Source organism: Pseudomonas sp. GLN_2, assembly GCF_043106005.1.
Classification (GTDB): Bacteria; Pseudomonadota; Gammaproteobacteria; order Pseudomonadales; family Pseudomonadaceae; genus Aquipseudomonas; species Aquipseudomonas alloputida.
Genome location: NZ_JBICMC010000103.1, coordinates 23,974 through 49,383, shown reverse-complemented (window position 1 = coordinate 49,383; position 25,410 = coordinate 23,974). Strand labels below are relative to the sequence as shown.

General features: G+C 58.2%; 22 protein-coding genes, 1 tRNA gene and 3 pseudogenes. 11 read left to right on the top strand and 15 right to left on the bottom strand.

From position 1 onward, the window contains the following. The first annotated feature begins 50 nt into the window (after positions 1 to 50). From ACF8Q6_RS25215 to ACF8Q6_RS25205, 3 genes and pseudogenes are all read left to right on the top strand, one after another. Positions 51 to 269 carry a hypothetical protein gene (locus tag ACF8Q6_RS25215; protein WP_161773957.1) on the top strand — a complete coding sequence of 73 codons (219 nt, stop codon included), beginning with the start codon at positions 51 to 53 and terminating at the stop codon, positions 267 to 269. A gap of 474 nt (positions 270 to 743) precedes the next feature. Then, positions 744 to 986, top strand: a complete 243-nt coding sequence (locus ACF8Q6_RS25210) for a hypothetical protein (RefSeq protein WP_014753559.1) — start codon at positions 744 to 746, stop codon at positions 984 to 986. Positions 987 to 1,137: 151 nt separating this feature from the next. After that, positions 1,138 to 1,400: pseudogene (locus ACF8Q6_RS25205) on the top strand (DUF3077 domain-containing protein). A gap of 169 nt (positions 1,401 to 1,569) precedes the next feature. Here ACF8Q6_RS25205 and ACF8Q6_RS25200 read toward each other — a convergent pair. Together ACF8Q6_RS25200 and ACF8Q6_RS25195 are read right to left on the bottom strand one after the other, a co-directional pair. After that, positions 1,570 to 2,286, bottom strand: coding sequence for an SDR family oxidoreductase (locus ACF8Q6_RS25200; protein WP_176684700.1), 717 nt, complete (start codon positions 2,284 to 2,286; stop codon positions 1,570 to 1,572). A 45-nt stretch (positions 2,287 to 2,331) separates the two neighbouring features. Beyond that, a complete protein-coding gene (locus tag ACF8Q6_RS25195; RefSeq protein ID WP_392490633.1) occupies positions 2,332 to 2,817 on the bottom strand; it encodes a DUF2165 family protein in 486 nt (161 codons plus the stop codon). 373 nt (positions 2,818 to 3,190) lie between these two features. On the opposite strand from ACF8Q6_RS25195, the gene ACF8Q6_RS25190 reads away from it, so the two are divergent. Next, entirely contained in the window at positions 3,191 to 4,228 is a 1,038-nt protein-coding gene (locus ACF8Q6_RS25190; RefSeq protein WP_392490632.1) for a diguanylate cyclase, read from the top strand. Between the two features lie 204 nt (positions 4,229 to 4,432). On the opposite strand, the gene ACF8Q6_RS25185 is transcribed toward ACF8Q6_RS25190, so the two are convergent. The 3 genes from ACF8Q6_RS25185 to ACF8Q6_RS25175 form a co-directional block, all read right to left on the bottom strand. Continuing rightward, positions 4,433 to 4,951 carry a DUF1993 family protein gene (locus ACF8Q6_RS25185; RefSeq protein WP_049587643.1) on the bottom strand — a complete coding sequence of 173 codons (519 nt, stop codon included), beginning with the start codon at positions 4,949 to 4,951 and terminating at the stop codon, positions 4,433 to 4,435. 351 nt (positions 4,952 to 5,302) lie between these two features. Next, the gene (locus ACF8Q6_RS25180) at positions 5,303 to 5,512 is read right to left on the bottom strand and encodes a 4-oxalocrotonate tautomerase family protein (protein ID WP_014753565.1); all 210 of its coding nucleotides are present in this window, start codon (positions 5,510 to 5,512) and stop codon (positions 5,303 to 5,305) included. Positions 5,513 to 5,581: 69 nt separating this feature from the next. Further along, the gene (locus tag ACF8Q6_RS25175; RefSeq protein ID WP_014753566.1) at positions 5,582 to 6,313 is read right to left on the bottom strand and encodes an SDR family NAD(P)-dependent oxidoreductase; all 732 of its coding nucleotides are present in this window, start codon (positions 6,311 to 6,313) and stop codon (positions 5,582 to 5,584) included. A gap of 113 nt (positions 6,314 to 6,426) precedes the next feature. Between ACF8Q6_RS25175 and ACF8Q6_RS25170 the strand changes: the two genes are divergently transcribed. The 4 genes and pseudogenes from ACF8Q6_RS25170 to ACF8Q6_RS25155 form a co-directional block, all read left to right on the top strand. Further along, the gene (locus tag ACF8Q6_RS25170) at positions 6,427 to 7,353 is read left to right on the top strand and encodes a LysR family transcriptional regulator (RefSeq protein ID WP_392490631.1); all 927 of its coding nucleotides are present in this window, start codon (positions 6,427 to 6,429) and stop codon (positions 7,351 to 7,353) included. 91 nt (positions 7,354 to 7,444) lie between these two features. Beyond that, positions 7,445 to 7,720, top strand: a complete 276-nt coding sequence (locus ACF8Q6_RS25165) for a hypothetical protein (RefSeq protein WP_392490630.1) — start codon at positions 7,445 to 7,447, stop codon at positions 7,718 to 7,720. Positions 7,721 to 7,960: 240 nt separating this feature from the next. Next, positions 7,961 to 9,372, top strand: a pseudogene (locus tag ACF8Q6_RS25160) (tyrosine-type recombinase/integrase). 619 nt (positions 9,373 to 9,991) lie between these two features. After that, positions 9,992 to 10,123, top strand: a pseudogene (locus ACF8Q6_RS25155) (transposase); the annotation flags it as partial. 193 nt (positions 10,124 to 10,316) lie between these two features. Here the strand turns inward: ACF8Q6_RS25155 and ACF8Q6_RS25150 are convergent. The 9 genes from ACF8Q6_RS25150 to ACF8Q6_RS25110 all read right to left on the bottom strand — a co-directional run bounded on the left by ACF8Q6_RS25150 (position 10,317) and on the right by ACF8Q6_RS25110 (position 20,696). Then, entirely contained in the window at positions 10,317 to 11,591 is a 1,275-nt protein-coding gene (locus ACF8Q6_RS25150) for an OprD family porin (protein WP_392493772.1), read from the bottom strand. 159 nt (positions 11,592 to 11,750) lie between these two features. Continuing rightward, positions 11,751 to 12,968, bottom strand: coding sequence for a fumarylacetoacetate hydrolase family protein (locus ACF8Q6_RS25145; protein ID WP_349974914.1), 1,218 nt, complete (start codon positions 12,966 to 12,968; stop codon positions 11,751 to 11,753). A 49-nt stretch (positions 12,969 to 13,017) separates the two neighbouring features. Further along, positions 13,018 to 14,598, bottom strand: a complete 1,581-nt coding sequence (locus tag ACF8Q6_RS25140; RefSeq protein WP_392493771.1) for an aldehyde dehydrogenase (NADP(+)) — start codon at positions 14,596 to 14,598, stop codon at positions 13,018 to 13,020. A 34-nt stretch (positions 14,599 to 14,632) separates the two neighbouring features. Then, on the bottom strand, positions 14,633 to 16,174 hold the full coding sequence (locus ACF8Q6_RS25135) for a UxaA family hydrolase (protein ID WP_392493770.1): 1,542 nt from the start codon (positions 16,172 to 16,174) through the stop codon (positions 14,633 to 14,635). Positions 16,175 to 16,319: 145 nt separating this feature from the next. Further along, the gene (locus ACF8Q6_RS25130; protein ID WP_392493769.1) at positions 16,320 to 17,297 is read right to left on the bottom strand and encodes a LysR family transcriptional regulator; all 978 of its coding nucleotides are present in this window, start codon (positions 17,295 to 17,297) and stop codon (positions 16,320 to 16,322) included. A 189-nt stretch (positions 17,298 to 17,486) separates the two neighbouring features. Then, on the bottom strand, positions 17,487 to 18,182 hold the full coding sequence (locus ACF8Q6_RS25125) for a hypothetical protein (RefSeq protein WP_349974918.1): 696 nt from the start codon (positions 18,180 to 18,182) through the stop codon (positions 17,487 to 17,489). 16 nt (positions 18,183 to 18,198) lie between these two features. After that, a complete protein-coding gene (locus ACF8Q6_RS25120; RefSeq protein WP_267817080.1) occupies positions 18,199 to 19,092 on the bottom strand; it encodes a fumarylacetoacetate hydrolase family protein in 894 nt (297 codons plus the stop codon). Between the two features lie 3 nt (positions 19,093 to 19,095). Next, the gene (locus tag ACF8Q6_RS25115) at positions 19,096 to 19,896 is read right to left on the bottom strand and encodes a 2-keto-4-pentenoate hydratase (RefSeq protein ID WP_392493768.1); all 801 of its coding nucleotides are present in this window, start codon (positions 19,894 to 19,896) and stop codon (positions 19,096 to 19,098) included. A gap of 5 nt (positions 19,897 to 19,901) precedes the next feature. Beyond that, positions 19,902 to 20,696, bottom strand: a complete 795-nt coding sequence (locus tag ACF8Q6_RS25110) for an IclR family transcriptional regulator (protein WP_392493767.1) — start codon at positions 20,694 to 20,696, stop codon at positions 19,902 to 19,904. 353 nt (positions 20,697 to 21,049) lie between these two features. Here ACF8Q6_RS25110 and ACF8Q6_RS25105 point away from each other — a divergent pair, with 353 nt between their 5' ends. The 3 genes from ACF8Q6_RS25105 to ACF8Q6_RS25095 all read left to right on the top strand — a co-directional run bounded on the left by ACF8Q6_RS25105 (position 21,050) and on the right by ACF8Q6_RS25095 (position 24,683). Further along, positions 21,050 to 22,480 (top strand): MFS transporter, encoded by a 1,431-nt coding sequence (locus ACF8Q6_RS25105; RefSeq protein WP_392493766.1) that lies wholly within the window; start codon positions 21,050 to 21,052, stop codon positions 22,478 to 22,480. Positions 22,481 to 22,639: 159 nt separating this feature from the next. Beyond that, a complete protein-coding gene (locus ACF8Q6_RS25100; protein WP_392493765.1) occupies positions 22,640 to 23,464 on the top strand; it encodes a shikimate dehydrogenase family protein in 825 nt (274 codons plus the stop codon). 220 nt (positions 23,465 to 23,684) lie between these two features. Next, the gene (locus ACF8Q6_RS25095) at positions 23,685 to 24,683 is read left to right on the top strand and encodes a Gfo/Idh/MocA family protein (protein ID WP_392493764.1); all 999 of its coding nucleotides are present in this window, start codon (positions 23,685 to 23,687) and stop codon (positions 24,681 to 24,683) included. A gap of 591 nt (positions 24,684 to 25,274) precedes the next feature. Here the strand turns inward: ACF8Q6_RS25095 and ACF8Q6_RS25090 are convergent. Further along, positions 25,275 to 25,351: transfer RNA gene (locus ACF8Q6_RS25090), tRNA-Pro, on the bottom strand. Positions 25,352 to 25,410: the final 59 nt, after the last annotated feature.

The following is a 25,410-nucleotide window of genomic DNA, read 5'->3' as shown; positions in this document are numbered from 1 at the left end:
CGCCGTAACCGGATTTGCTAAGATCGCGGCCTTTCCGCTGGGTGAACTGCATGTTCACCCGAGCCATCTGCAGACTGCTGGAAGACCCGATGAACAAACTGATCCTGCCTTTCGCCATCTTCGTTAGCGTCATCATCACAGGGAAGATCGCCGAGCATTACGGCCTGGAGGGCAGCTGGAAAGTCGGCCTACTGTGCCTCGTTGCAGCTGCCGTCCAGATCGCGGTTACCCGCTTTCAGCGCCACCAGCGGCAGAAAGCCGAGCTTTAAAGGGCGCGGGGCCCTCTGGATGATCACGTTATGGGGACCTTTCTTTCACCCAATTTTCACAGTGGCTTGGGCAGGATGAAGCTATCCCTACGTGATAGTACTTAGCCCGCCTCGGCGGGCTTTCTTTTGCCCGCATGTTTCCTGTCGACGTTTTGGGGAACGGGAGCGGGTCGAAAAATCAGAAATAACCCCTTCCTTGTAGGCCATTTCCCAAAGATACTCCTCGCGCCTGATTTTCGTTGCACATGGAAATAGTCAGCCCTAGTCTCGGCCTGTCGCTGCCAATTCAGCGACCGGTTTTGACAGACCGCTGACGTTGTCCTCATGTGCTCGCTTTCATGGCGGCTGTACGTGTGGGCACCCTGTGGTGCGCCGAGTGCCAACGTCTCGGTCTGTCAACCCGCGTACAGCTGCCACCATCTTGTTTGACAGCAAGGTTGAGGTAGCTCCACTTTCCGACGTTGGAGTTACGCCATGCTCAAGATCGTTCCAGATCCACCCCACAGAACCCTCTGCCTTGAAGACACCCTGATTCAGGCCACGGATTACGCGCTTTGCGCTGCAACTGTCGTGCATCAGGCAATGCTGCTGCAGCCCAAGTCACCCGCGTCGATTCTGATGATGACCTCGATGCATGAACTGGAGACCTTGAGAGCTTTGCTCGAGTCCGCAATAGCCCAAGTGCAGATGCCCACGGAGCCTCGCACTACGCACTGACGTCTCGCTGATGCACTGCCTGGGCCGGCCTCTTCGCGGCCCCCCCCTCCCCGGCACTCCCTCAGCCTTGAAGACTGCCGTGCTCCCGTAGGAGCGGGTTCACCCGCGAATAGGCCCGTACAGGCTGAAGCACTCTTGGGGAAACTGAACAATGTCCACAGAAGAAACCAAATTCACCGTCGGCAAAACCACCTTCTACCAAGGTAAAAACCAGACCCATCCGCTGTTCCGCATCGAAGCCGGCATCCCTTGCCAAAGCGCCCGTGAACAGGCGTCCGAGCTGATGGGCTATGCACGGGACATGACCCTGGATGGATTGATGGAAGATAAACCTCAGTTGATCTGGGCTTCGCACTACCTGTGCGCGTGGCCAAGGCGCTGATGGATGATGCTGAACTGGGCATGATGCGCTGAATGACTCATCATTGACTGGGTGCCTTCAAGACCTATGCGACTCCGGGTTTTGAAGGCGACTCAGCGACCTAACCCCTGCCCCATTCTTGCTAGACGTGATCCAAGATTCAGCTCCATCGATTGCGACATCAAAGCCGAACCCTCACGCAAAGGCTCCGGTGCTTTGGCGTCAGAAGCGCTCATCACCGATAGCCGGCAAGATCAGCTCCCGTACGAACGAAGCCCCGGACAAGCGCAACAGCGCGTCGACCATAGTGACCACATCATGCACCGGTACCTGGCGCCGCTCGCCACGTGCTGCGGCTTGCGCCAATGGCGTGTTCAGGGAGTCGTCGGTATTGAGATAACCCAGTTGGAGCACGGTCACCGCCAGGTTGTCATCCCTGAAACCCTCGCGCAGCGCATCAGCCATGCCGTTGAGGGCGAACTTTGAGGCGCCGAACGCTACCTCCGGGCGCCCACTCTGGCGAAGAGCTGAGGTCGAACCGGTGAGGATCAACTGCGGCCGGGACGCACCAAGCAACTTGGGCACCAGGCGCTTGAGCAGAAGCAGCGTGGCCGTGATGTTCACCTCGACCAGCCTGGTGATCGATTCGTCGCTGTCGTCAAGGAATGCATAGTGCTCGCTGAAGGCGTGTTCTTCCCAGATGCCAACGTTGTAGATCAGGACATCCAGATCGGCAGGTGCCCGATCCGCGATCTGTGCTACAGCCGCCGTTGGCTTGGCAAGGTCGGCATCGACCCACTGCAGGTCGATGCCCGGGGCAAGGGCCAGGTCTGACGGCTGTTTGCGTGATACGCCGATCAGCGTATCCCCTGGCTTGCCGAGCCCTTCGAGCAAAGCCCGGCCCAACCCTCTGCCGGCGCCTACGATCATCATCTTCATCTGTTGCTCCTTTTGACTGAAATGCTCCAAGCTTCCCTAGGCCGCTCAACTCCAGCGGACATTCAGTACGACGAAGTGCAGCAGGATCCAGACCATCAACAGCAGATGGGTCAGTTGCAACCCTTCCTGGCGGATCCAGTAGCCGAACCATATCCCGCCCAGCAGCATCGCGAACAGGAACCCGAGCGTTGCGCTCAAGGCCAGGTTCAACCAGGGCCGCGCCACCTCCAGGCCGGCGCCAAGCAGCAGTTCATAGCAGCCAACCCAAGCCGCGAGAACGGCGGCTGCCTGTGCCAGCACGATGATCGACAAGGCCAGGCGATGGATGGCGTGAGAGGTCATCGCTCGCACCAGCAGAGGGAGGCTGATTCCGGGAGGTTGGGCCAGCGGCGCCATCGACATGGTCTCCCCGATCGCCCCGGCTGAGCTGGTAAAGGCCTGCAGGTTGTTGATCAGGCTGATACTCAGCCACAGGCTCAAGCCAATGCAGCAGGTGATCTGGAAAATCAGCAGTGAAGTCGGAGTGTCCATTCCGGGTCCTTTGTGAGTTCGTTTCCGAAAGCAGCGAGAGCGTCCGGACGCCACTCTAAAACCTTGACTTAACTCGAGGTCAATACCGGTTTTCCAATAAGGCAGCCAGGGGCGACAACCTCAACCGTTTGTTCAAGCCGCCGGTAAGTCTGAGAAGTTTGTCGAGGTCTTGGGCGACCGACCGAGCCGCGCCGATCAACACCACAGGTAATGCCCACTGGAGGATCCGGGATAGAGCCAACCGGTTTGCTATGCTCTCTATTCCGGCTGGCCTGGCCTGAAGTCGCCGAGCGTGTGCGGCATTGGTCAAGATGCTTGAGAGTTTTCTATCCGCGTTTGTGGAAAAAACGAACCAATGAGTGGAGTAACAGACATGCCAGCTTGTCCCCTACCCGCTGATGAAGCACTTCGTCAGCGCACACTTGATGATATGGACTTGGTCGATACGCCGGCCGAGCATTATCTCGATACCTTGGTACGACTCACCCAAGAACTAGCCCAGGTGGAGACCGTTCTGGTCAGCCTAATCGATCAGGATCGGCAGTGGTTCAAGGCTCGAATCGGCATCGAGGTAAGCGAGACGAAGCGCAATGTGTCCTTTTGCGGCTACGCGATTCTCGGTGAAGATACCTTGATGGTTTCCGACGCCAGGTGCGATTCACGCTTCGAGGACAATCCCCTCGTGCTGAACCCACCCTATATCCGGTTCTATGCGGGCCACCCGTTACGTGCCTCAAATGGCAAAGCCATTGGCACCCTGTGCATGTTCGATCCTCGGCCGCGGAAGCTCAGCGAGGCGCAACAGGCTCATTTTCGGGACTTAGCCACGCTCACCGAGGGTTATTTGCAACTGCAGAGCCTAGCGCAGGTCAATCGCGCTCTGCGTGTTGAAATGGATCGCGGGCAGCGCAGGGCTTTGCTTGATCCTTTGACACAACTATGGAACCGCGGGGCATTGGCAGCATTTCAGAGCCGAGAGCTTCGTTTGGCTGAGGAGCGAGGTTTACAGCTAGGTGCCGTATACGCAGACCTCGACCGTTTCAAATCCGTCAATGACGAGCATGGCCACGATGCCGGCGATAAAGTGCTCTGCGAGTGCGCCCGCCGACTGCGGGCTACGCTTCGGCCAGATGACCTGCTGGTACGCCAGGGAGGAGAGGAGTTCGTGGCCCTGCTACGGGTTAAAGATAGCCAAGAATTAACGCAGATTGCGGAGCGCTTGCGTCAGTCAATCGGCAGCGCGCCGTTTCAGTTGCCCGGCGGCCCTACGAAGATGACCATGAGCATTGGGTGCGCCCTGCTCACCCAGGGTGAGCAGATTGATGATGCAATAAAGCGCGCTGACGGCGGTCTCTATGCGGCCAAACATGGTGGACGTGACCAAATTGTCTATGTGCCAGCGTTATCCTGAGGAAGTTAAGATCTCCAGATCCGGGAGGGTACGCATCGCATTCGGCTGAGTTACCAATTTGCCTGATCAGCTCGCTTTCAACTGATCGCCGCCCCTTATTGCAACCAGGGGCGGGAATGGCGTCCACATCGCTGGACCAACAAACTGCGACCGCCCCGAGTGGCGAGCGCGGCACAGTTGCTTAGCGCCCACCTCGCGCAGGGTTCACTGTCGCAGATAGGCGAACATGTGCTGCACGTAATCGGCCTTTCCGAGCGGAACGCCGTTGTGACGCAGAATGTTATAGGCCGTGACTAGATGAAAGTAGAACTGTGGCGTAACCCAATTGACTGCGTACTCACTGCCAGTCATATCAAACGTGATGTTATTGGGTAGCTCGATTGCGAGCTTGAGGTCTGCTGCTGCATCTATCGCTGCGGCATCAGCAGTATCCAGTAGTCGTAACGTTCGCTCAATCAGGGCCTTCGCCGATGCAATGTCCTCTGGCGGCGAGAGCGTCTCAAGCGGCTGATGTGTAAGCCGCTGAACCGCCTCCTGTGCTTGGACGCACGCGTATTGAACCTGCCGAGCAAGATTGTGCATGTCAGGCGCTAGCCGAGACTCAAGCAAGATTATCGGATCGTAGCCCCCTTCAAGCGCGCAGGACTCTCCCTTGGACAACAGTGCCGATAGGGTCCGTAACATTTGGGCGAAACAGGGGATGGTGATTGCATGGATGGACATATCTCTTCCCTAAGTAGTTATTCGACATGGATACAAGCGATCAACATTCAATACTCTGGCCAGCGTGCTGAATCCTAGCAGACAACTGCATCTCCCCCCGCCAACAGCATATTTTCTGGACCAAGTTCTTTCAGATAGCGATCTAAACCAGCGACCGACGCCAGTGGCCTTGTGCTTGGGTAACATTTTCCAATCCGTCGGACTTCAACACACCAGCATCACCCATACCGCCTTCGTCACGGGCCTGGATGTATTGCTCATGGCGGTCTTCAAGTGGGTTCTCCTTCGCAAGCGTGTCGAGCCAAGGCCGCCCTGGAGGCGCTGATTCGCGCCGCCGGGGCAGTTCGGAACTCATCCCTGAGTTTTTTTGCTGCGGTACTCGGTGGTGGTCATGCCGGCGTAGCCCCAGTTATCGGTGTCGACCTCCTCGATCACGATATGGGTGAGCTCAGGTTTCTTTCCCAGCACTCGCTGCAAGGTCTCGGTGATTTCCTTGATGACTTGGGCTTTCTGATCACGGGTGACGCCGTCGCGAGTGATGCGGACGCTGACGAAGGGCATGGTATTACTCCTATGGGGTGGGGAAATCAGGGCAAGGAGGCGGGATGCCTCCCAGTTACGTTCAGCCTATTACCATTTGCCGACACTCATACCGCCGTCGACCGGCAACACCACGCCCGTGGTGAACCCGGCGTTGGCCAGGTAAAGCACGGCGTCGGCAATGTCGCTGACGCGTCCGATGTGTCCGGCCGGTTGCAGGCCGTTGAGGAAGTCGAAGCTGGCCGGATCGTGCATCGGCGTCTCGATGATGCCAGGAGCCACCGCGTTAACCTGGATGTTGTGCGACGACAGCTCCAGCGCCAGGGCGCGGGTGACCTGGTTGAGGCCCCCCTTGATCAGCACCGGCAGGGCGGCGGGCACGGCGATGTTGGGTTGCAGCGCCACGGCAGCGGTGATGTTGATGATGTGACCCTGGCGCCGCTCGATCATGTGCGCGGCGGCGGCCTGGGAGGCGTAGACCACGCCCTTGAGGTTGGTCTCCAGCATGCCTTGGATGTCTTCCGGGCTGTATTCGATGAAGGGTTTGGGCAGGAAGAAGCCAGCGTTGTTGACCAACACGTCGACCTGGCCGAAGGCGTCGATGCTGGCCTGAATCAGGCGGCGGGCGGTCTCAGGCTTGGCGATGTCACCGGCCACGCCGATGAAGGCGGGGCTGTCCAGTTGTGCCTTGGCCTCGGCGAGGCCTCCGGCGGAGCGGGCATTGCCGACCACATTGAAGCCACTGGCGAGGAAAGCCTTGGCCAGGCCGAAGCCGATGCCGCTGGAGGCGCCGGTGATCACTACCGTTTTGCTGTTGCTCATGTCGTTTCTCCCAATCAGGTGGCGCCGAGGAGCGCCGTTGGGAGGACTATATTTTTGCTTCAGATAAGGATAAATATGGCATCGAGAACTTCAGTTGATACATGGTGTAATCAATGCAGCGGCATTTCGACGACGTCCTACTCGGCAGTATCGAGCTGTTCTGCCTGGCGGCGGAGCTGGGCAGCTTCACCGCAGCCGGTCTCGCGGCGGGCGTGACGCCGGCAGCGGTCAGTCGCTCGATCAGCCGCCTGGAAGAGCGCTTGGGCTCCAGACTGTTCGTCCGTACCACCCGCAGCATCCGTCTGACCGAGGGCGGGCGAGGCTACTACGAACAGTGTCGTCAGGCGCTGACCCAGCTGGTGGAGGCCGAACGGGTGGTGACCGGGCAGCAGCAGGAGCCTTCGGGCACACTGCGCATCAGCCTGCCCACGACCTACGGGCACCACCGCATCCTGCCGCTGCTGCCCGATTTTCGCCGGCGCTACCCGAAGGTGCAGGTCGACATCCACCTGGGCAACCGCAATATCGACTTTGTCGGCGAGGGCTACGACCTGGCCATCCGCGTGCGTGCACAGCCGGATTCGACCCTGATCGCCCGGCCGCTGGAAGACGCCCGGCTGGTGGTGGTGGCCACTCCAGATTACTTGGAACACGCGGGAGAACCGCAGAGCCTTGAAGAACTGGCGCAGCATGACTGCATCCAGTTCGAACTGCCCAGCAGCGGTCGGCGCATCGCCTGGCTGTTCGAAGAGGAGGGCCGCGAACGGGAAGTCCTCACCGAGGGCGGCTACGTCTGCTCGGACGACGTGCTCGGTGGCGTGACCTTGGCCAAGCACGGCGCGGGACTGTTCCAGACCTACCGCTTTATCGTCGAGCACGAGCTGGCCGAGGGCTCGCTGGTCGAGGTGCTGCGGCCCTTCGCGGGCCGCTCGCGGCCGTTTACCCTGCTGTATCCCCAAGGCAGGCACATGCCGTTGCGCCTGCGGGCCTTCGTCGACTTCATCATGGACAAGCGGCGCCAGTGGGCCGCTGGCAACTGAGGGGACGTATCACTCTGCATCAGTGCCATGGTGGATGCGGCGCCGATGGGCCAGCCTGTAGTTGGCCTTGGACCGATGTGCGGTTTAGCACATGTCGGCCCAGCACCGGGCCGCGCTGGTGGCATGGATGGAATCACGCTCACCTCAGGCGTACGCCACGATCTCTAACGAGGTTAAGCAGCACAACCTCAAATTCGGTGGAGCGCTTGCCTCGGCGGTCACCGACTACAGCATTCCGCTCTACACCCACGCCGATCCTGACGAGGTTGACGGCATGCGAATTCGCGGTGGTGTTACCCTGAGAAGTCACGCAAAAATCACGCACATGAAAAAGGCCACTCCTTTCGGAAATGGCCTAAGTCATTGAAATATATGGTAGGGGCGGAGTGATTCGAACACTCGACCCCTTGCACCCCATGCGCTTATTTGATGGATTTCCATGCATGTCCATGGACGCCGACGGAACGTTAGAGCCTAGAAAATACGGGGCATACAGGCTATAAAGGTTTCCTTCGCGATCCACCAACATCCACCGACAGCCAAGCGATTTGGTGGGGCAAAAGTGGGGCACAATTCAAGGACGACCGAATCAGGCAAGGGGTAGAAAGTGGCAAAACTGACGGCGAAGCAATTTGAGGCGCTCACCTCAGCCGATGACGGCAAGACGTTACGCGAAGACGGCGGCCTGGTCGCCAAAGTGCGTGCGGATGTACGCGGTGTCACCGTCCTGTTTCGCTACGAGTTCAAGCTGGATGGAACCAAGCGCGATCACCGCTTGGGCAGTTGGCCCAAGAAATCGCTGGCGCAGATCCGCGCCGAGCGCGACGAAGTGAGAGCGACCGTCACCAAGGGCTTCGATCCCTCCACCGCCCGCAAGGCCGCCAAGATTGAAGCCCAGGCCGCCATTGCCGCCACCATTGCCGAAGCAGAGCGCCAGGCCGCGGAGAACAAGACGGTCGCCGAGCTCTTCGAAGAGTGGATGCATGACGGCGTATCCCGCCAGGACGGCAACGCCGAACTGCGCCGCAGCTTCACCAAGACGTGCTGCCCCTCATTGACAAGAAGCCGCTGCGCAATCTCACCGAGAAAGACCTGCTCGCGGCCCTGCGCTCGATCAAGGCCCGCGGCCTGAACCGCACCGTTGTGATCCGCAACAACGACATCGGCCAGATGCTGCGCTGGGCCGAGAAGCGCAAACCCTGGCGCGGCCTGATGGCCGACGGCAACCCGGCCGACCTGGTGGACGTCAACAAACTCCTCGACCACGACTACCAGGAACAGCGCGACCGCCTCCTCTCCCCTGACGAAATCCGCGAACTACACGACATATTCAGCCGCCTCGAGCACAACTACGACGCCCTCCCCGCCGGACAGAAATACTCCGGCATCCGCCCGGTCAATCGCCGCGTACAATGTGCCGTCTGGATCTGCCTGAGTACCCTTTGTCGCATCGGTGAGCTGCTCAAGTCCGAATGGCGCCATGTGGATCTGGAGAAAGGCACCTGGCTCATTCCAGCCGAGGCCACCAAGGGACACAAGGGCAAGCGCCAAGATCACCACGTGTTTCTGTCTTCTTTCGCCCGGAACCAATTCAAGTGCTTGAAGGAAGAAACCGGGCATACCCCGTTCTGCTTCCCCGGCAAGGACGAGAAAAGCCACATCGACACCAAGACGGTCAGCAAGCTAATCGGAGACCGGCAGTGCCGATTCAAAAACCGTAGCAAACCTCTTACCGGGCGCCATCATGACGACTCGCTACTGTTGAGCAAAGGTACCAAGGGTGAATGGACACCGCATGACCTGCGGCGCACTGGTGCGACAATGATGCAGGAGCTGGGTGTCACCCTGGAGATCATCGACCGCTGCCAAAACCACTTGCTGGGCGGGTCCAAGGTACGCCGGCACTATTTACATCACGACTATGCCAAGGAGAAAACCGAAGCATGGCGCCAACTCGGAGACAGACTGACAACAATCCTAGCCAACAGCGCAATCAGCAATAGCAGCAGGCAATCATGATCCGCACCATAAACACAAGAAGCCACTTATGAGCCAATCAGATATTGTGTGCATCGACCGGTTGAATCCACACCACAACCAAAAGTGGACATGACCGTCGCCCACTAAGACCTCCGCTGTTCACAAGGCACATGCGCACCTCAGGTCTTGTGGCCTTAAAAGCCCTGAAGTGCTTGTCGTGAACCAAATAGAGATTGCCTCGCGCACGGGAGCAGGCCACATAGAGTTTATTGCGCGTCTGAGCAGGGAGAGCCTCGACGCTGCCCCCAAGATAGAAGTTCCAGTTTCTGTCGCTCAGCACAACGCACACATCCTGGAAATGGTCCATGCCTTTGCTCGCTCCCCAATTGAACACATAGCATCCGTACTTGTGACTCTCCTGGTAGAAGAGCTTCACGACCTCCGGATCGCCATGAATGAGCGAGCTCCTGAGCGAACCTCCAACTGAAAGCTCTCTAGTTCTCCGTTTAGCCCAGCCAGATGGTTGTCCTTGAAGTTCTGCTCCTCCACCCGGTACTGCTGGCCACCCGCGAACAGCACCAGGGCTATCAGCCATCAGCCATCAGCCATCAGCCATCAGCCATCAGCCATCAGCACTAGGTCAGCACAAGCCTTACCAACTGTACATGCGAAAGTGGAGCACCCGCTCCGGGTGATCAAGCGCCAGTTCGGTCATGTGAAGACTCGCGTTCGTGGCTTGGCCAAGAACACAGCACAACTGACCACTTTGTTTGCGCTGTCGAACCTGTGAATGGTGGGCCTACAGTTATTGAGCGCTGCGGGAGAGGTGCGCCTGTAGCGCGCCCAAGAACCAGGACAAAGCCCTGGTTCTGAGACAATTAGCGGCTGAAAAAGGGGCCTGCCGCGCCGAGGTACTGCCCATGGTGCGTTTGGGACACTTGCTTGGAGTTTCCCTAGCCCAGGCCGCCGCCCATCCCTATGAATCAAAACAGCGAAAGCGGGTAGTTGATGATCAAACGATTTTCATTAAAGCTTGTATTGGTGCCCCACCCCCGACGCAACGTCGAGTTACGCCATTTGATATTCAAATCCTTGAGCGCGCCAGCCTGGAACACATAGGCCAGTTCGGTCTCCCGGCCCCACTCCTTGACGCCCGACTCCCCGCCCACACGAATACCGCTACCTTTGATATAGCGGTTCATAAGCACCAGCCCCGGAATACCCACAGCCACGAAATTGTAATCGTGGCGCACCTGCCAGGAGCGCTCGTTGGCATTTTCGTAGCTGGAGCTGAAGCTGTCGTTGGCCAATGAGCCACCCGACGTACCGTTGATTTTCATCCAGCCATCTGCACCGGAAACCTTCTGCAAGCCGATGTAGAAGGTATTCGCGCGGTACGTCGCTGAGAACAACCCGGACCAGGTCCGGTTGTCGAGATTCCCAGTCAGCGCCTGCCCGTCTTCCTTGCCCGTGTACCATTGAAGGTTGGCACCCAGCGTCCATTTACCGATGGGCTGGCTGTGTGTGACCTGTATCATCTGCTGGCGGTAGATATCCTTCAACTCGGCCCCCCACCCGCCCAGCATCGTCCGTTTGTCATTGAACGTATACTCTCCGCCGACAAAGTTGAAGCGATCGGAACTGACGCCTGGCTTCTGCGCAAGGAACATATCCTCCATGCTCGCATCATTTCGTGGGCTGTTGGCACGGAACTGGCCGCCATACAGCGTAAGGTTTTCGATTTCTCGAGAAGTGACCTGCGCACCTTTGAACGTCTGCGGCAATGATCGTCCGTCATCTGAACGCAAGATAGGCAGTGTCGGCATCCATTCGCCAACCTTCAACTCTGTAGCCGAGATTCGCGCTTTTCCAGCAATCGCCAGGCGCCCATAATCATCGGCCGCGCGACCATCGTCATGAATGGGTAGCAACTGTGTGCCAGGCGTGCCACGGCCACCGTCAAGTTTCACAGCGTAGAGCCCCATGGCGTCCACACCAAAACCTACCAGGCCTTGGGTGAAGCCGGATTTATAGTTCAATATGAACGCTTGGCTCCACGCCTCTGCCTTACTTTGGCCAGCCGAGTCACTGACATAATTACGATTGATATAATAATTACGCAGGTTCAACCCAGCAGATGAATCTTCTATAAATCCGGACTCAGCCGCTGCCTGCGCGCTGATGGCTGCACTCAGCAGCGGCACGACGAAAAACACGTTTGCATTGTTGAATTGTTGTACGGATGCGCGGATTTTCATTTTTATTATTTCCATCACAGACATTTGATATGAACGCAACCCTTCACGTTGAATACTCATTCAACGAGTTTTCATACGCGCCTCTTCTTTATTCTTTGAATAATGCAAGCCTGCATGGCTGCAGGCTTCGTGCTGCGCCCTCCCTGCGCAGCACGTGGATCACAGCTGCCGCGCGGTGGTTGCGACTTCCAGCAGTCCACGACGGCCGAGGCTGTCAATCAATGAGCGCAGGCCGAACTCCCACTGCGGTGCCAGATCGCTGGTGGTCACCCGATTGGACAGGGAACCCAGTTGCGCGCTGCTGATGGTCACCACATCGCCCCGCTTGTGGGTGAAACCGCTGCCCGGCTGATCACGGTCCTGCTTGGGGGCAAACAGCGTACCGAGGAACAGCACCAGGCCGTCGGGATACTGGTGGTTTTCGTTCAGGGTCTGCTTCACCAAATCCTCCGGGTCGCGGCTGATCTGGCGCATGGAACTGCGCCCAGAGAGAATGAAACCGTCTTCCCCTTCTACCTTCAGGTCGACTTCAGCGTTGCGTACATCGTCCAGGCTGAAGGTTTCGTCGAACAAGCGCAGCAGAGGCCCCAGCGCGGTGGAAGCATTGTTGTCTTTGGCCTTCGACAGGAGCAACGCGCTACGGCCTTCGAAGTCTCGCAGATTGACGTCGTTGCCGAGCATGGCGCCTTTGATGCTGCCCTCACTCGACACCGCCAACACCACTTCGGGTTCTGGGTTGTTCCAGCTCGAGCCGGGGTGGATGCCGATCTCAGCGCCGTGACCGACCGCCGACAGCGGCTGGGCCTTGGTGAACACTTCAGCATCTGGGCCAATCCCCACTTCAAGGTACTGTGACCACAGGCCCTGCTCCATCAAGACCTTGCGCAGCGCCTCGGCCTGGGCAGAACCTGGTACGACCTGCGACAGATCAGCGCCGATGCGGCTGACTAGGTTGGCCCGCACCGCATCAGCCTTGGCCGGGTCGCCTTTGGCTTGTTCTTCCACAACACGCTCCAGCAGGCTGGTCGCGAATGTCACGCCTGCAGCCTTGACCGCTTGCAGGTCTATGGGGGCCAGCAGCCACGGCTGGCGGGGGTCACGGCGAACCGAATCACTGTTGGCCAGCAACGGCTCCAGTTCGGCCAATGGTTCAGCCAGCGGTATACCCCGTAGGTAGGCCACCGGGTCGGCCTCCTCCAACAGGGCTGAGACGGTCGCTACATAGCGGCTGATGTCGTATACGGCGCCGGCCTTGACCAGCACCACCGCAGGCCCCTGCTCCGGTAGCCAGACCCGCCCCACCCAGCTGCCAGTTTCAAATACGCTGGCGCTGTGGCGCAATGGTCGTGGCGCGCCGTCATTCAATCGTTCGGTCATCTGTTTACCCTTACTGTATCCGTCGAAAAGAGGAGTAGGCTTGCGTCCGTCAACTCAAGGCTGCGGTGCTGGGCTTACCGTCGACCAAGCGCTCGATACCCAGTGGGTTGGCGTTCTGCAGAGCAGCCGGCAGCAAAGCATCCGGCAGGTTCTGGTAGCACACCGGGCGCAGGAATCGGTCAATGGCCAAGCTGCCGACGGAGGTGCCACGGCTATCGGAGGTTGCCGGGTAAGGACCTCCATGGACCATGGCATCGCAAACCTCTACGCCGGTGGGGTAGCCGTTGAGCAGGACGCGACCCGCTTTGACCTCAAGCTTGGCAAGGAGGTGGCCGTAGGTGACCAGGTCTTCACTGTCTGCCTGCAACGTGGCCGTCAACTGGCCCTGCAGCGCTTCGATCGCTCGCACGAGCTCCTGCTCGTCAGCGGCTTGGACAACCACGGTGCAAGGGCCGAATACCTCTTCCTGCAACAGTTCGTCATGCTCCAGCAACAGGCTGACATCCGCCTCGAAGAGGTGTGGTTGCGCCTGATTACCGTGTTGCGCTGAGCCGCTGAGCCGGCTGACCCGCGGATGAGCCAGCAATGCCTGGATGCCTTTGCCATAGCTGTTCAACGTGCCTGGATTAAGCATGGTTTGCGCAACCTGTTCAGCCATGAGCCCGGCCAAGTCGTTGATGAACGCGCTGAACGCCGGCGAGCGGATACCCAGAACCAGGCCCGGGTTGGTGCAAAATTGCCCACAACCCTGCACAACGGACGCAGTCAACTCCTTGGCAATGGATGAGCCGCGATTGGCCAGTGCCTGAGGCAGCACCAGCACAGGGTTGATGCTCGACATTTCTGCGAACACCGGGATCGGCTGCGGCCTTGCGGCAGCCATGTCACACAGCGCGCGCCCCCCCTTGAGTGAACCGGTAAAGCCCACCGCCTGGATGCCCGGATGCTTGACCAGCGCCTCTCCGACGCCACTGCCGAAAATCATGCTGAACACACCTGCTGGCATGCCCGTGCGTTCGGCTGCCCGGACCAGCGCTTGCGCCACCCGTTCAGCAGTGCCCATATGGCCGCTGTGCGCTTTGAACACCACTGGGCAGCCCGCAGCCAAAGCGGCGGCGGTGTCCCCGCCGGCGGTGGAGAAGGCCAAGGGGAAATTGCTGGCGCCGAACACCGCCACCGGCCCCACGCCAATTCGGTATTGACGCAGATCCGGCCGCGGTAGCGGGGTACGCCCTGGCAACGCCTGGTCGATGCGAGCACCGTAGAAATCGCCACGACGCAACACCTGGGCAAACAGGCGCATCTGGCCACTGGTGCGACCGCGCTCCCCCTGAATCCGGGCGGCGGGCAATGCGGTTTCCTGGGAAACCAGCGTAATGAAGTCCTCACCCAGCGCGTCGAGCTCATCGGCAATGGCGTCGAGGAACTCGGCACGGCGGCTTGCCGCCAGGTTTCGGTACGTTGCAAAAGCGGACACAGCACCCGCTACCGCAGCGTTTACTTCATCCACAGTGGCTTGGCGAAACCCGCCGGGTAGGCGCTCGCCGGTACCCGCGTTGATACTGAACACCAGGCTGTCACCCTGGCCACTGCGCTGGCCTGCAATAAAATTGTATCCACTGACATTCATAGGTTTATGGCCTCAAAATTGGTATGCAGGGCGATCAGGTCACGGCTCCGATCTGCCAGGGCACGAACTCGTTTTGCCCATAGCCGTGCTGTTCGCTTTTGCTGCGCTCGCCTGATGCGATGCGCAACATGTGGTCGAAGATGTAGGCGCCGCGTTCTTCGATGGTGGTGGAACCATCGGCAATGCCGCCGCAATTGACGTCCATGTCTTCTTCCTGATGCTCGAAGACACGGTTGTTGGTCGCCAGCTTGATTGAGGGCGCCGGCGCGCAGCCGTAAGCCGAGCCCCGGCCGGTGGTAAAGGCAATCAAATTCGCCCCCCCTGCCACCTGGCCGGTGGCGGAAACCGGGTCATAGCCTGGTGTATCCATGAAAACCAGCCCGTGCGCCCGCACTGCTTGTGCGTATTCGTAGACGTCGACCAGGTTGGTGGAGCCGGCTTTAGCGACTGCGCCCAAAGACTTTTCCAGGATGGTGGTCAGGCCACCGGCTTTGTTACCGGCCGAGGGGTTGTTGTTCAGCTCGGCGTTCATCCGCTGGCAGTACGCCTCCCACCAATGGATACGCGCGACCAGCTTCTCGCCGACCTCGCGGCTGACTGCGCGCCGTGTCAGCAGATGCTCTGCCCCGTATATCTCCGGGGTTTCGGAAAGAATTGCGGTACCACCTGCGGCCACCAGACGGTCGACCGCATAGCCCAGCGCGGGGTTGGCAGTAATGCCTGAATAACCATCGGAACCACCACACTGCAGGCCGACCACCAAGTGGCGGACGCTGACCGGCTCACGCTGAACCTGGTTCGCGTTGTTCAACAATGATTTGACCTGCTCGATACCGGCAGCAATGGTCTTCGAAGTTCCCCCTATCCCCTGGATGGTGAAGGTACGCAACTGCGCACTGGCCTCAAGGCCATGGGTTTCGAGCAGTGTTTCGATCTGATTGGTTTCACAGCCCAGGCCGATAATCAGCACGGCGGCAAAATTAGGATGTATGGCATAACCGGCCAAGGTGCGGCGCAGCAGCCCCAGTGACTCGCCGCCAGGATCGACCGCACAGCCGGAACCATGTGTCAGGGCCACTACACCGTCAATGTTTGGATAATCGGCCAAAGCCTCGGGGTGGATATCGCGCCGGAAATAATCGGCCACTGCACGCGCGACAGTTGCAGAGCAGTTCACCGAGGTCAGAATACCGATGTAGTTACGCGTAGCGACCCGGCCATCCTCTCGCACAATGCCTTGAAACGTCGCCTCAGTGGCTGGCTGGCTGTGCAGATCGACACCAAAGGCATAGTCGCGGTCAAACTCGCCCATCTGCACGTTGTGCACATGCACATGATCACCCGCATTGATAGCCTGCGACGCGAAACCGATAATTTGCCCATAGCGGCGCAGCGGCTGGCCATGCTCTACCCGCTCGGTGGCAACCTTGTGGCCTGACGGAATTGGCTGCCCTACGGTGATGCCTTCGGCTTCCAGATACTGGCCCTGCGCAAGCGGTTGCCGAGCGATGAGAACATTATCCAGTGGGTTCAAGCGAATGACCGCAAGATCACCCGTTTTAGCGATGAGTTGCATAAAACCTCTCAGTGCGTCACGGCGAGCTTCTTGTTATGGCTTGGTCCGGATAACCGAACTTTATTCGTACACCTTAAGAACTTTTGCTGAACATTCCCAATGAGATGATTTGATCATTTGATAACGGAGCGTTATCGCATCTGTCTTATGCACAGGAAAATCGATCACCCCACGTAACCTGTTCGCCCCGTCGCCGGGCCCCTTCTATAAGGATATCGACGAACAGGCGAGCAGAAGCGTTCAGCGTTTCATCCTTACGAGTCACTACGCCATACTCAAGTGGCGACAGTGTTAGCGAACAGGGCAACTCTTTAAGAAGCCCACTTGTAAGTTGAGCGGCAATCATTGAGCGTGGCAGCATGGCAATCATCGGCGCAGACTGCAGCAATTGCAGAAACACTGACATCGAGACAGTTTCGACACTGTCCGGGGGTGTGGGGATGCCGACGACTTTGAAAGCTTGCTCCAAACGGTCGCGGATCGGCGTGCCGACGGGGTACAGCACCCACGGCCAATCGCCCAAGGCCGCAGGGTCAATACTCACCTGCGTATTGAGCGGGTGCGAATGGTTGACCACAAGGCTGAAGGGTTCGGGCTCTAAAGGCTGGAAATCGAATAACGCGTGGAAGCGCTCATCAGTGAAGCGGCCAATCATGATGTCGAGTTTTTTTTGCTCCAGCAGGGCCAGCAGGTGATCGCTTGATTGCTCGATGACCTCAATCGACAGCAACGGGTAGCGAGCCTTGATAGCGGCGATTGCTTGCGGCAACACCTGCGCAGTTGACGCGAAGATTCCACCCACACGCAAACAGCCATGACCGCCATTGCGCAGGCGGTTGACCTGATCGACAAATTGTTGCGATTCAGCCAAAGCATTTTGAGCAAACCGAATAACATGATCGCCGAGTTCGGTTGGGGACATGCTCCGCGGCAGCCGCTCGAACAGTGCAAAGCCGAACTGCTGCTCCACGTCTCGCAGCATCTTGCTCAAGGCAGGCTGCGTGAGGCTCATACGTGTTGCCGCAGCATGCATATTGCGCGTGCGTGCGAGCGTGTCGATCAGCATTAAATGCTTATATCGAATACCGTTGCAAAAACTGGAATGGGTCATATCCGGTGGCATCAACAACTACTCCCAATTCGGTAACGTGTATAAATGCCACCTGCAAGTCGTACACCGAGCTCGACCCGACGGTTTCCCACGTCATTCCGAAAAAAGAGAGGGCGCCCTAAGCAATACCTATTGCGCTGGCAGGCGCGCCCCGGTGAGGAAAACGCGAAACACAGTCTGATTATTGCAAGTCAGCCATTATCATCCCGCGCTCGAAGGTGTTTTGCAGCGCGTATATTCCAGTTGATAAAGTGTCGTGGCGAGTTGCGTTTCAGGCACGTCCAGCAAATTGCCAACGGCAGCGACCAATTGCTCTCTGGCATGGCCTACATAATCGGCGGCACAGCCTTCGATGATGATGATCCAGGATGGGATTTCAGTACCCTCCGACCGGGCCTTTTTCTCTGCAGTCTCAACCTTGCTCACGGCTTCATCGGCGGTGCACAGATGAACCCCCGTGATCCCTTGAGCATCCGTCAGCGGAGGCAACAGCCGATCACGCAACGCTTGCAGGACGTCTTCGTGGCGTTCGGCGCTTACATTGAAGCGGAGGGTAACCAGGTAAGCGCCATTTCCCACCCCGGCGGTGTAGTGCACGTCACAGATCGATCGTGCGACATTGCGGTAAGACTGCACGACTTTCTGCGTCCAGGGTGTCGGCGCATTCAGGCGCGCCAGATAATCTGGCCCCCCTAACACGTCAACGGTATCGGCCTCGTACAGGTTGAAATAGACAGGCCCAGCATCGAGTGCGATGTATCGCCGCCCGCGCTGAAAGCCGGGGATCGCCGCGCGCTCTGGCATGTGCTCCCGGTTATGCCACTCGTAGAACTCATCGCGCGCCTCGGGCAAAAGATCATGCCAAATTGCAACTACACCTGTTCCTGCAAAGCTCATATCGTTGTCTCCGGGATCAATCAACGTTAGGGTAGCGACCGTCAACCCAGGCTGCGCCCATCTCCGAAACATAGGGAACGACTGTCTGGGACTGCTCACCCAGGCCCGTTCCACCGACGCGCATGACATCCCCGGCCTTGAGAAATACATGGGGTTTCTGGCCCAGCCCTACGCCGGGCGGCGTGCCGGTGATGATCACGTCACCCGGCAGCAGTGGCATGAAACGGCTGAGGTAGGACACGATGTGAGCCACGCTGAAAATCATCGTCCGCGTGTTACCGTTCTGATAACGCTTGCCGTTCACTTCCAACCAGAGGTCGAGGTTCTGCGGGTCGGCGATTTCATCGCGAGTCACCAGCCAGGGGCCAAGCGGCGCAAAGGAAAAGCTGCTCTTACCCTTGGTCCATTGCCCTTCGTACTCAAGCTGATAGGCGCGTTCAGAGACATCGTTCGCCAGGCAGTAACCGGCGATATGATCCAGCGCTTTGCTTTCTTCAACGTGCCAGGCGGGCGAACCGATGACGATCGCCAGTTCGACTTCCCAGTCGAGCTTCTTCGCATCACCAGGCAGGATCACAGGGTCGTTTGCACCGCTGATCGACCCCGTGTGCTTGTTGAACACAACGGGCTGGCTCGGAATCGGCGTGTTGGTTTCGGCTGCATGGTCTGAGTAATTGAGGCCGATACAGATCAGGTTCGGCACGCTACCCACGCACGGGCCCAGACGTGTACCGGCCGGTACCAGTGGCAGGCGCTCCGTGTCGATGCCACGTAGTTTTTCGAGACTGGAAGGCGACAGCGCTGCGGCGTCGATATCATCCACGATGCCAGAAAGATCCCTGACCTGTCCTTGAGCATCCAAAATCCCAGGCAGTTCTTGTCCTGGCAAACCGAAACGAACCAAGCGCATACGTTACTCCTCAAGCGTTGAAAAAAAGACAGACAGGGATCCTGCCTCGCCGAACTGGATGTCCAGCGGCTGGTGGGTGGGAACTTCGAGTAGCCCTGCATAGGACCCGGTGATCACGACCTGACCCGCTTGCAGGTCGATGCCATGTGCAGAGAGAAAATTTGCTAACCAGACGATCGGCGAGACAGGGTCTTGATCCGGGTGGGTGCCGGCAATGCTCACAGGCTCTACCCCCGGATGGCTCAGCGTCACATCAAGGTGAGTGGGCAAATTGTTCGAGCTCAGCGACAATGCGCGTGGCCCCAGCACTAGCCCATGGTTGAACAACCCGTCAGCCAGCAACTGCTCGAACGGAACCTTCTGCGGATCGGTGTACCGCGAGTCGATGACTTCGAGTGCAAGGTGTATCTGACTGATCGAGCGCGTAATGTCGTCGGCCGTGTAGGGAGCCGCGCGGGCAGGAAGACCGGCACCCAGCACGCAAGCAAGCTCGGGTTCGATTCGTACCTTGGAAGCTGCGAAGCCCAGAGGGTACTGGCCGCAACTCACGATGCTATCGGTGTAGATGGGCGCAACTATCCACTTGCCAGGTTTGGGCAGTGCGCATTTCCAGCCACCCACTTTTTTCCCGGCCAACACACCCACATGCTGCTGTATCTCAAAGCCCTGCTCCAGGCTCAACGACGCCTCATGAAAGGGCAATGCATCCAAGCGATCACCGGTTTGGCGAGCGTTCGCCAGGGATGCGGCGGCTTGCAGCAGGATTGACTCAGGCACATCAGCTGATTGGCTGCTCAGTTCCATGAGATTCACCCGTGCACACCGGGTTGCCGAGGCCAAACCGTACCTAGCTTGTTCGCAGCATCCTCGAGCAGGGCATGCAATTCGTCGTAGCGGTCTGGATGCATGCGCAATACCGGGCCGGCGATGCTCATGGTCCCGACCACAAGGCCAGAAGGAATCATCTTCACCGGAACCGCGATCGCCCACACGCCAGCCTCGGCCTCTTCTACAACAAGCCCATAACCTCGTGACCGTGTCGCCGCCAAGTCGGCAAGCAAACGTTCGACGGTATTGATGGCCTTGGGGCCCCTCCCTACACCCTGGTCTTTACCCAGACCGTCGCGGATAGCAATTTCGACCGCTTGCTCGTCTGGCATCGATGCAAGCCAGGCTTTGCCGTTTGCAGTGGTGTACAGATTGATTGGCTGATCCATGGCTGGCGAGTACATCAAACCAGGTGCAGCGCCTTGGGCGGAGGCCAGCCAGGACAAACCGCCTTCGCAGACGACAGTCAGGCGTACCAGCTCATGCGACAACGACGCTACATGTTCAATTATCGGCTGAACAAGCTCCGGCAACCCGATGCCGTTCAGGTAACGCTGCCCCAACAGTGCCAACTTGAGTGTCAGGCGGTATTGGGAGGTCGCCTCGTCCTGCTCGGCCCACCCTTGTTCCACCAACTGCGCAAGCACACGGTGTGCCGGCCCCTTTTCCATCCCCAGTTCACCTGCGATATCTGACATTCGCATCCAGCGGGCCTCACGAGCCAGCAGCTCGATAGCCTCAAGGCAGCGATCAACTGCACCTTTAACGACTCTCATGGAATTCTTCTCAGCTGGTTATGAGCAGCGCCAAGTAAATTGGCACGCCGTTCTATTTGGAACACAGTTACAATAGTAAGCATCGTGTGATCGCTAAGTCAACGCATCACAGCCAACCGGCGGCAACTCCGTCGCGACTTCCCCCCTGCCCGGAGTACTGAAAGTGCGGGGCGGCTCACCAGGCCATTGCGCTTGGCCGTGCACAGCGCAATGGCCCCGAGTACCCAAACCGGCGCGGATCGATGCCATGCACGCAGGTGCCCCCCAGCACCCTTGACAAAGGCAAACTCCGGGAACAAAATTACAAATGGAACGGAGTTACAATAACAAAATTACGGTACCGGAGACACTTCATGAGCCATGGCATCCCGAGCGATCCACACCCCAAGCGTCAGTCAAGGAAGGCCGCTGCTAGCGGCTGGATCGGCTCGGCGTTGGAGTACTACGACTTTTTCATCTATGCCACTGCCGCAGCCTTGCTTTTCCCGCAGCTGTTTTTTCCAACGGACAATCCCACCGTCGGAATCATCGTTTCACTGGCCAGCTTCGGTGTTGGCTACATCGCACGGCCTGTAGGCGCAGTGGTGCTGGGGCACCTGGGTGACCGCCATGGCCGCAAAACCGTACTGGTCTACTGCATGTTCCTGATGGGCTTCTCGACCATGTGCATCGGCTTGCTCCCGACCTACGACCAGATCGGCGTGTGGGCGCCGGCAATACTGATTACCTTGCGCCTGATCCAAGGGTTCGCAGTGGCCGGCGAGGTGTCTTGCGCAAGCTCCATGACCATGGAGCATGCACCTGACGGGCGCCGTGGTTACTTCGCCAGTTTTACGCTGCAAGGCGTGCAAGCCGGGCAACTGCTGGCGGCGGCGGTGTTCTTGCCGCTGGCCCAATTCATGCCTGCGGATGACTTTGCGTCATGGGGCTGGCGAATTCCCTTCTTGCTGAGCGCTGTGGTGCTTGTCGTCGGATGGATCATCCGCCGTGAAGTACATGAGGCTCCGGTCTTCGCTGAGGCGCGAGCACAGGACAAGCCCACTAAGTTGCCAGTAATCGAAGTGCTCACCGAGAGCTGGAAGGATGTGTTGCGCGTCATCTGCATGGCACTCTCTGCAGTACTTGCAATCCTTGCCTCCGTTTTCGGCGCCACCTATGCAGTCCAGCCTGCTTACGGTATTGGCTTCCCTTCCGGCCTGTTCATGTGGATTCCTGTGCTGGGCAATTTGTGCGCCGTGATCCTTATCCCCTTCGTCGGCAAACTCTCTGACAGAATTGGCCGTCGCCCCCCTGTGATCGTGGGCGTGCTCTGCGGCGGTCTTTTGTCGTTCGGTTACCTCTATGCGATCAGTATTCACAATCTCTGGCTGTCTCTGATTCTCTCCCTTCTCATGTGGGGCGTGGCGTACCAAGGCTTCAATGGTGTTTTCCCTAGCATGTTCCCTGAATTGTTCCGCACCCGCGTCCGCGTCACCGGTATGGCCATCGGACAAAACATCGGCGTGGCATGCACTGCGTTTCTACCCGCCCTGTTCGTATCGGTTGCCCCGCCTGGCACGGAAAACATTCCTCTGAAAATTGGGGGTCTGACTTTTGGTATCTGTGCAATTTGCGCAATTGCAGCATTCTATACACGCGAAACCTTCCGTATTCGTCTGAGCGAACTTGGCGACCCCAACGCTGTGCCGATGTCCAAGCAGGAGTACGAACTGCTTCAGGAAAAATCCAATCCCAAAGCGAGCAGTAACGCCTCCAATCCGGCGCTTAACAATCAACTGCAGTGATGCACGCCTGATAGCCAGGCCCATCACGCTCGACGTGCTGCGCAGTTGCTCTGCGCATCACGTTGAGTTCCACGGCGACGAACGTGTGCGCCGCCAGCAAGGCATCACCTGGCCGCGAGCTGGCAATTGCCGCGCACTCGCCCACCACAGTAGGTTCACATGCATCCACTCATCACCGGCAATACACGCGTCTATGGATTGATTGGCGACCCGCTCAAGAGCGCCAAATCCCCGATGCTGCTGAACAGGCTATTCGCCGAAGCACAGACTGATGCCGTCTGCATTCCATTGGAGGTCGGTACGCAGGGCCTCGCCGAGTTCGTCAAAGGCGCGCGCGCTGTACGCAACCTCGCGGGGCTACTGGTCACCATGCCGCACAAGCAAGCCATGCTTGAGGTGGTGGACAGCCTTCACCCCACCGCGCGCCAGGTAGGCGCAATCAATGTGGTTCGCTGCGACCGGGACGGTCGCTGGGAGGGCGCTGTATTCGACGGGCTCGGCTGCGTACTGGGCATGCAGCGTCAGGGGGTTTCTCTGCTTGGGAAATCTGTGCTGCTGGTCGGAGCAGGTGGCTCGGGACGGGCCATCGCTTTTGCCGTGGCCGCTGCAGGCGCCCGCACACTGGTTATTTCAGATCTGGATCCGCATCGCGCCGCTGCCCTGGCGCAAAAAGCTGGCAACGAAAGTTCGTGCAATGTGCATACAGGTCCAGCAGACCCAGCAGGTCATGACATCGTTATCAATGCGACCCCGCTCGGCATGAACCCCGATGATCCGATGCCAATAGTAGCAGAGCGGTTGACCTCCGCTATGGTGGTGGTCGACATCATCACTCGATCCGAGCCAACCGCGTTGTTACTGGCGGCACAAGCGCGCGGATGCAAAACTCTTAATGGCGAGCCCATGCATTTAGGCCAGGCCCTACTGGCACTCAGCTTCCTCGGTTTTGAAAATATCGAGCGTCGCTATTCGAAGGGATTGTAATGTTCTCCATGCCCCCTATCCGGCGTCCTGCACGTCCTCCCAATTCCAACTGGAATGCGATGCGATGCGCATGCTTGCGGCTTGCGCACACGCTTAGCGCCGGCGGCAACTTCTGTGCATCGCTGGTCCAGCGTTCAGCCCCTATCGAAACCCGCAACTTACATACGCCCATATAAGGGTCATCATAGGCTGCTTTGCAACCTCAGAAAGGATTTGATATTTGAAAGTCGTTCTTTTAGAAGTAAGCCACTGGCATACCCCGCTCTATCTCAATGCACTTGAGCGTTTGCCAAATGTAACGGTAACGGCAGTATCCGACGCCACGGGATCTCAGGGCCCCGCTCTCGCCCAGCGATTTGGTGCGCAACTGTATGATCATTGGACAACCCTACTGGACAATGAAAAGGCTGATTTTGTCTTCGCCTTCGGTCCTCATGATAACCTGCACGCCATGGGTGAGGCTTTGATCAAGCGAAAGATCCCATTCGCGATGGAGAAGCCCTGCGGGCTAACGCAGCTTGAAGTGCTTGATCTGTACCAACGCACTGAAGCCGAAGGCCTATTCGTAGCAGTGCCGTTGGTATGGAGGCACAGTGAACTACTGAATCGTCTGAGACAAGAGGCTCGGGATAGTGATGCCAAGTGGAGAACCCTTGCATTCCGATTCAATGCTGGCCCCCCTAGACGCTACTTAGCAAACAACTGCTCATGGATGCTTGAGCCGAAACGCTCCGGCGGGGGTTGCACGATCAATCTCGCCCCCCACTTCGTCGATCTGGCCCAGGAAATAACCGGCGAGGCGATACGCAGAGTATCCGCAGTGATGCATCGCGACCCGCAGCTGACAGCGGTAGAAATTGGCTCGATGATGACCCTGGTGACCGAGAGTGGCTGCATCTGCACGATCGAGACAGGTTACAACTATTCCGCCAATACGCCCGAACAACGAGAGTATTCATTCTCTATGTCGACTGACCAGTTCTACGCGCGCTCAACCGCCGACGGTATGCGGCTTATCAACGCGGCAGGACAGGCAAGCGACCTGCATATGAGTCTGAACTCAGACGTCTATTATGACAATTTCGTAACTGACATCCTCGCACCTGACCACGATAGCGCCTATACGGGCGCCGGGCTAGCAACCATGCACAGCGTCATGCGCATCATTGAGGCGGCCTATGAATCGGATCGCTTGGGCGGCATCCCCATCACGCTTTAACACCCGTACGCGCGGGTAGGTAGACCATCGACGCGACTAAGATGATTGGAAGAATTGCCACCCATAGGCCGCTATTTCATCAAAGTGGAACTGCTCCTCAACTATCCAAGCGGCCTCGCCTGCTTGAAATCAGCGAGCAGCTCCGAGCGGCCATGGTCAAAGCCTACCGCAGGCTGAGCGCCCTGGAAGTAATAGACAACGGTTAGGGATAGTCTGAAGCAGCCATACATTTCTGGCTGACTGAAGCTCGAAGAGCCTGGAACATCGAGAAAGCCTGTTTGATGCAATTGACCCTATCGAAGCAAAAAGGCAACGCAGCAGGAAGCCAAGCTAGAGACTGCTCGACATAAGACCTTCAAAGAGCGCGCACTTGCCGGTCGCGGAAGCAATGGTGTGGCCTCTCCCTCTCGGCTGATCGCCATCTCCCATGAGCGAATGCAAATGCCCAAAACCCTGCCGTTTCTGAATTCCTGACTAACGGCAGCTGAAATTCGGTGGGGCAAAAGGTGGGGCAAAATTGCTAACTGGAGAAAAACGGACAGACATAAAAAATCCAGTCACCGCTAAGTGACTGGATTCTTTGGAGTTATTTGGTCGGGACGGAGTGATTCGAACACTCGACCCCTTGCACCCCATGCAAGTGCGCTACCGGGCTGCGCTACGCCCCGACTGGGCTTTGAAGCATGTTCTCAATCTTGCCGAGAACGTTGAAGAATGTACCCTAACC

What these genes read in the sequence shown, in the direction of transcription:
- ACF8Q6_RS25215 (WP_161773957.1), top strand. Translation starts at nt 51, where the DNA reads ATGTTCACCCGAGCCATCTGCAGACTGCTGGAAGACCCGATGAACAAA.
- ACF8Q6_RS25210 (WP_014753559.1), top strand. Translation starts at nt 744, where the DNA reads ATGCTCAAGATCGTTCCAGATCCACCCCACAGAACCCTCTGCCTTGAA.
- ACF8Q6_RS25200 (WP_176684700.1), bottom strand. Translation starts at nt 2,286, where the DNA reads ATGAAGATGATGATCGTAGGCGCCGGCAGAGGGTTGGGCCGGGCTTTG.
- ACF8Q6_RS25195 (WP_392490633.1), bottom strand. Translation starts at nt 2,817, where the DNA reads ATGGACACTCCGACTTCACTGCTGATTTTCCAGATCACCTGCTGCATT.
- ACF8Q6_RS25190 (WP_392490632.1), top strand. Translation starts at nt 3,191, where the DNA reads ATGCCAGCTTGTCCCCTACCCGCTGATGAAGCACTTCGTCAGCGCACA.
- ACF8Q6_RS25185 (WP_049587643.1), bottom strand. Translation starts at nt 4,951, where the DNA reads ATGTCCATCCATGCAATCACCATCCCCTGTTTCGCCCAAATGTTACGG.
- ACF8Q6_RS25180 (WP_014753565.1), bottom strand. Translation starts at nt 5,512, where the DNA reads ATGCCCTTCGTCAGCGTCCGCATCACTCGCGACGGCGTCACCCGTGAT.
- ACF8Q6_RS25175 (WP_014753566.1), bottom strand. Translation starts at nt 6,313, where the DNA reads ATGAGCAACAGCAAAACGGTAGTGATCACCGGCGCCTCCAGCGGCATC.
- ACF8Q6_RS25170 (WP_392490631.1), top strand. Translation starts at nt 6,427, where the DNA reads ATGCAGCGGCATTTCGACGACGTCCTACTCGGCAGTATCGAGCTGTTC.
- ACF8Q6_RS25165 (WP_392490630.1), top strand. Translation starts at nt 7,445, where the DNA reads ATGTCGGCCCAGCACCGGGCCGCGCTGGTGGCATGGATGGAATCACGC.
- ACF8Q6_RS25150 (WP_392493772.1), bottom strand. Translation starts at nt 11,591, where the DNA reads ATGAAAATCCGCGCATCCGTACAACAATTCAACAATGCAAACGTGTTT.
- ACF8Q6_RS25145 (WP_349974914.1), bottom strand. Translation starts at nt 12,968, where the DNA reads ATGACCGAACGATTGAATGACGGCGCGCCACGACCATTGCGCCACAGC.
- ACF8Q6_RS25140 (WP_392493771.1), bottom strand. Translation starts at nt 14,598, where the DNA reads ATGAATGTCAGTGGATACAATTTTATTGCAGGCCAGCGCAGTGGCCAG.
- ACF8Q6_RS25135 (WP_392493770.1), bottom strand. Translation starts at nt 16,174, where the DNA reads ATGCAACTCATCGCTAAAACGGGTGATCTTGCGGTCATTCGCTTGAAC.
- ACF8Q6_RS25130 (WP_392493769.1), bottom strand. Translation starts at nt 17,297, where the DNA reads ATGCCACCGGATATGACCCATTCCAGTTTTTGCAACGGTATTCGATAT.
- ACF8Q6_RS25125 (WP_349974918.1), bottom strand. Translation starts at nt 18,182, where the DNA reads ATGAGCTTTGCAGGAACAGGTGTAGTTGCAATTTGGCATGATCTTTTG.
- ACF8Q6_RS25120 (WP_267817080.1), bottom strand. Translation starts at nt 19,092, where the DNA reads ATGCGCTTGGTTCGTTTCGGTTTGCCAGGACAAGAACTGCCTGGGATT.
- ACF8Q6_RS25115 (WP_392493768.1), bottom strand. Translation starts at nt 19,896, where the DNA reads ATGGAACTGAGCAGCCAATCAGCTGATGTGCCTGAGTCAATCCTGCTG.
- ACF8Q6_RS25110 (WP_392493767.1), bottom strand. Translation starts at nt 20,696, where the DNA reads ATGAGAGTCGTTAAAGGTGCAGTTGATCGCTGCCTTGAGGCTATCGAG.
- ACF8Q6_RS25105 (WP_392493766.1), top strand. Translation starts at nt 21,050, where the DNA reads ATGAGCCATGGCATCCCGAGCGATCCACACCCCAAGCGTCAGTCAAGG.
- ACF8Q6_RS25100 (WP_392493765.1), top strand. Translation starts at nt 22,640, where the DNA reads ATGCATCCACTCATCACCGGCAATACACGCGTCTATGGATTGATTGGC.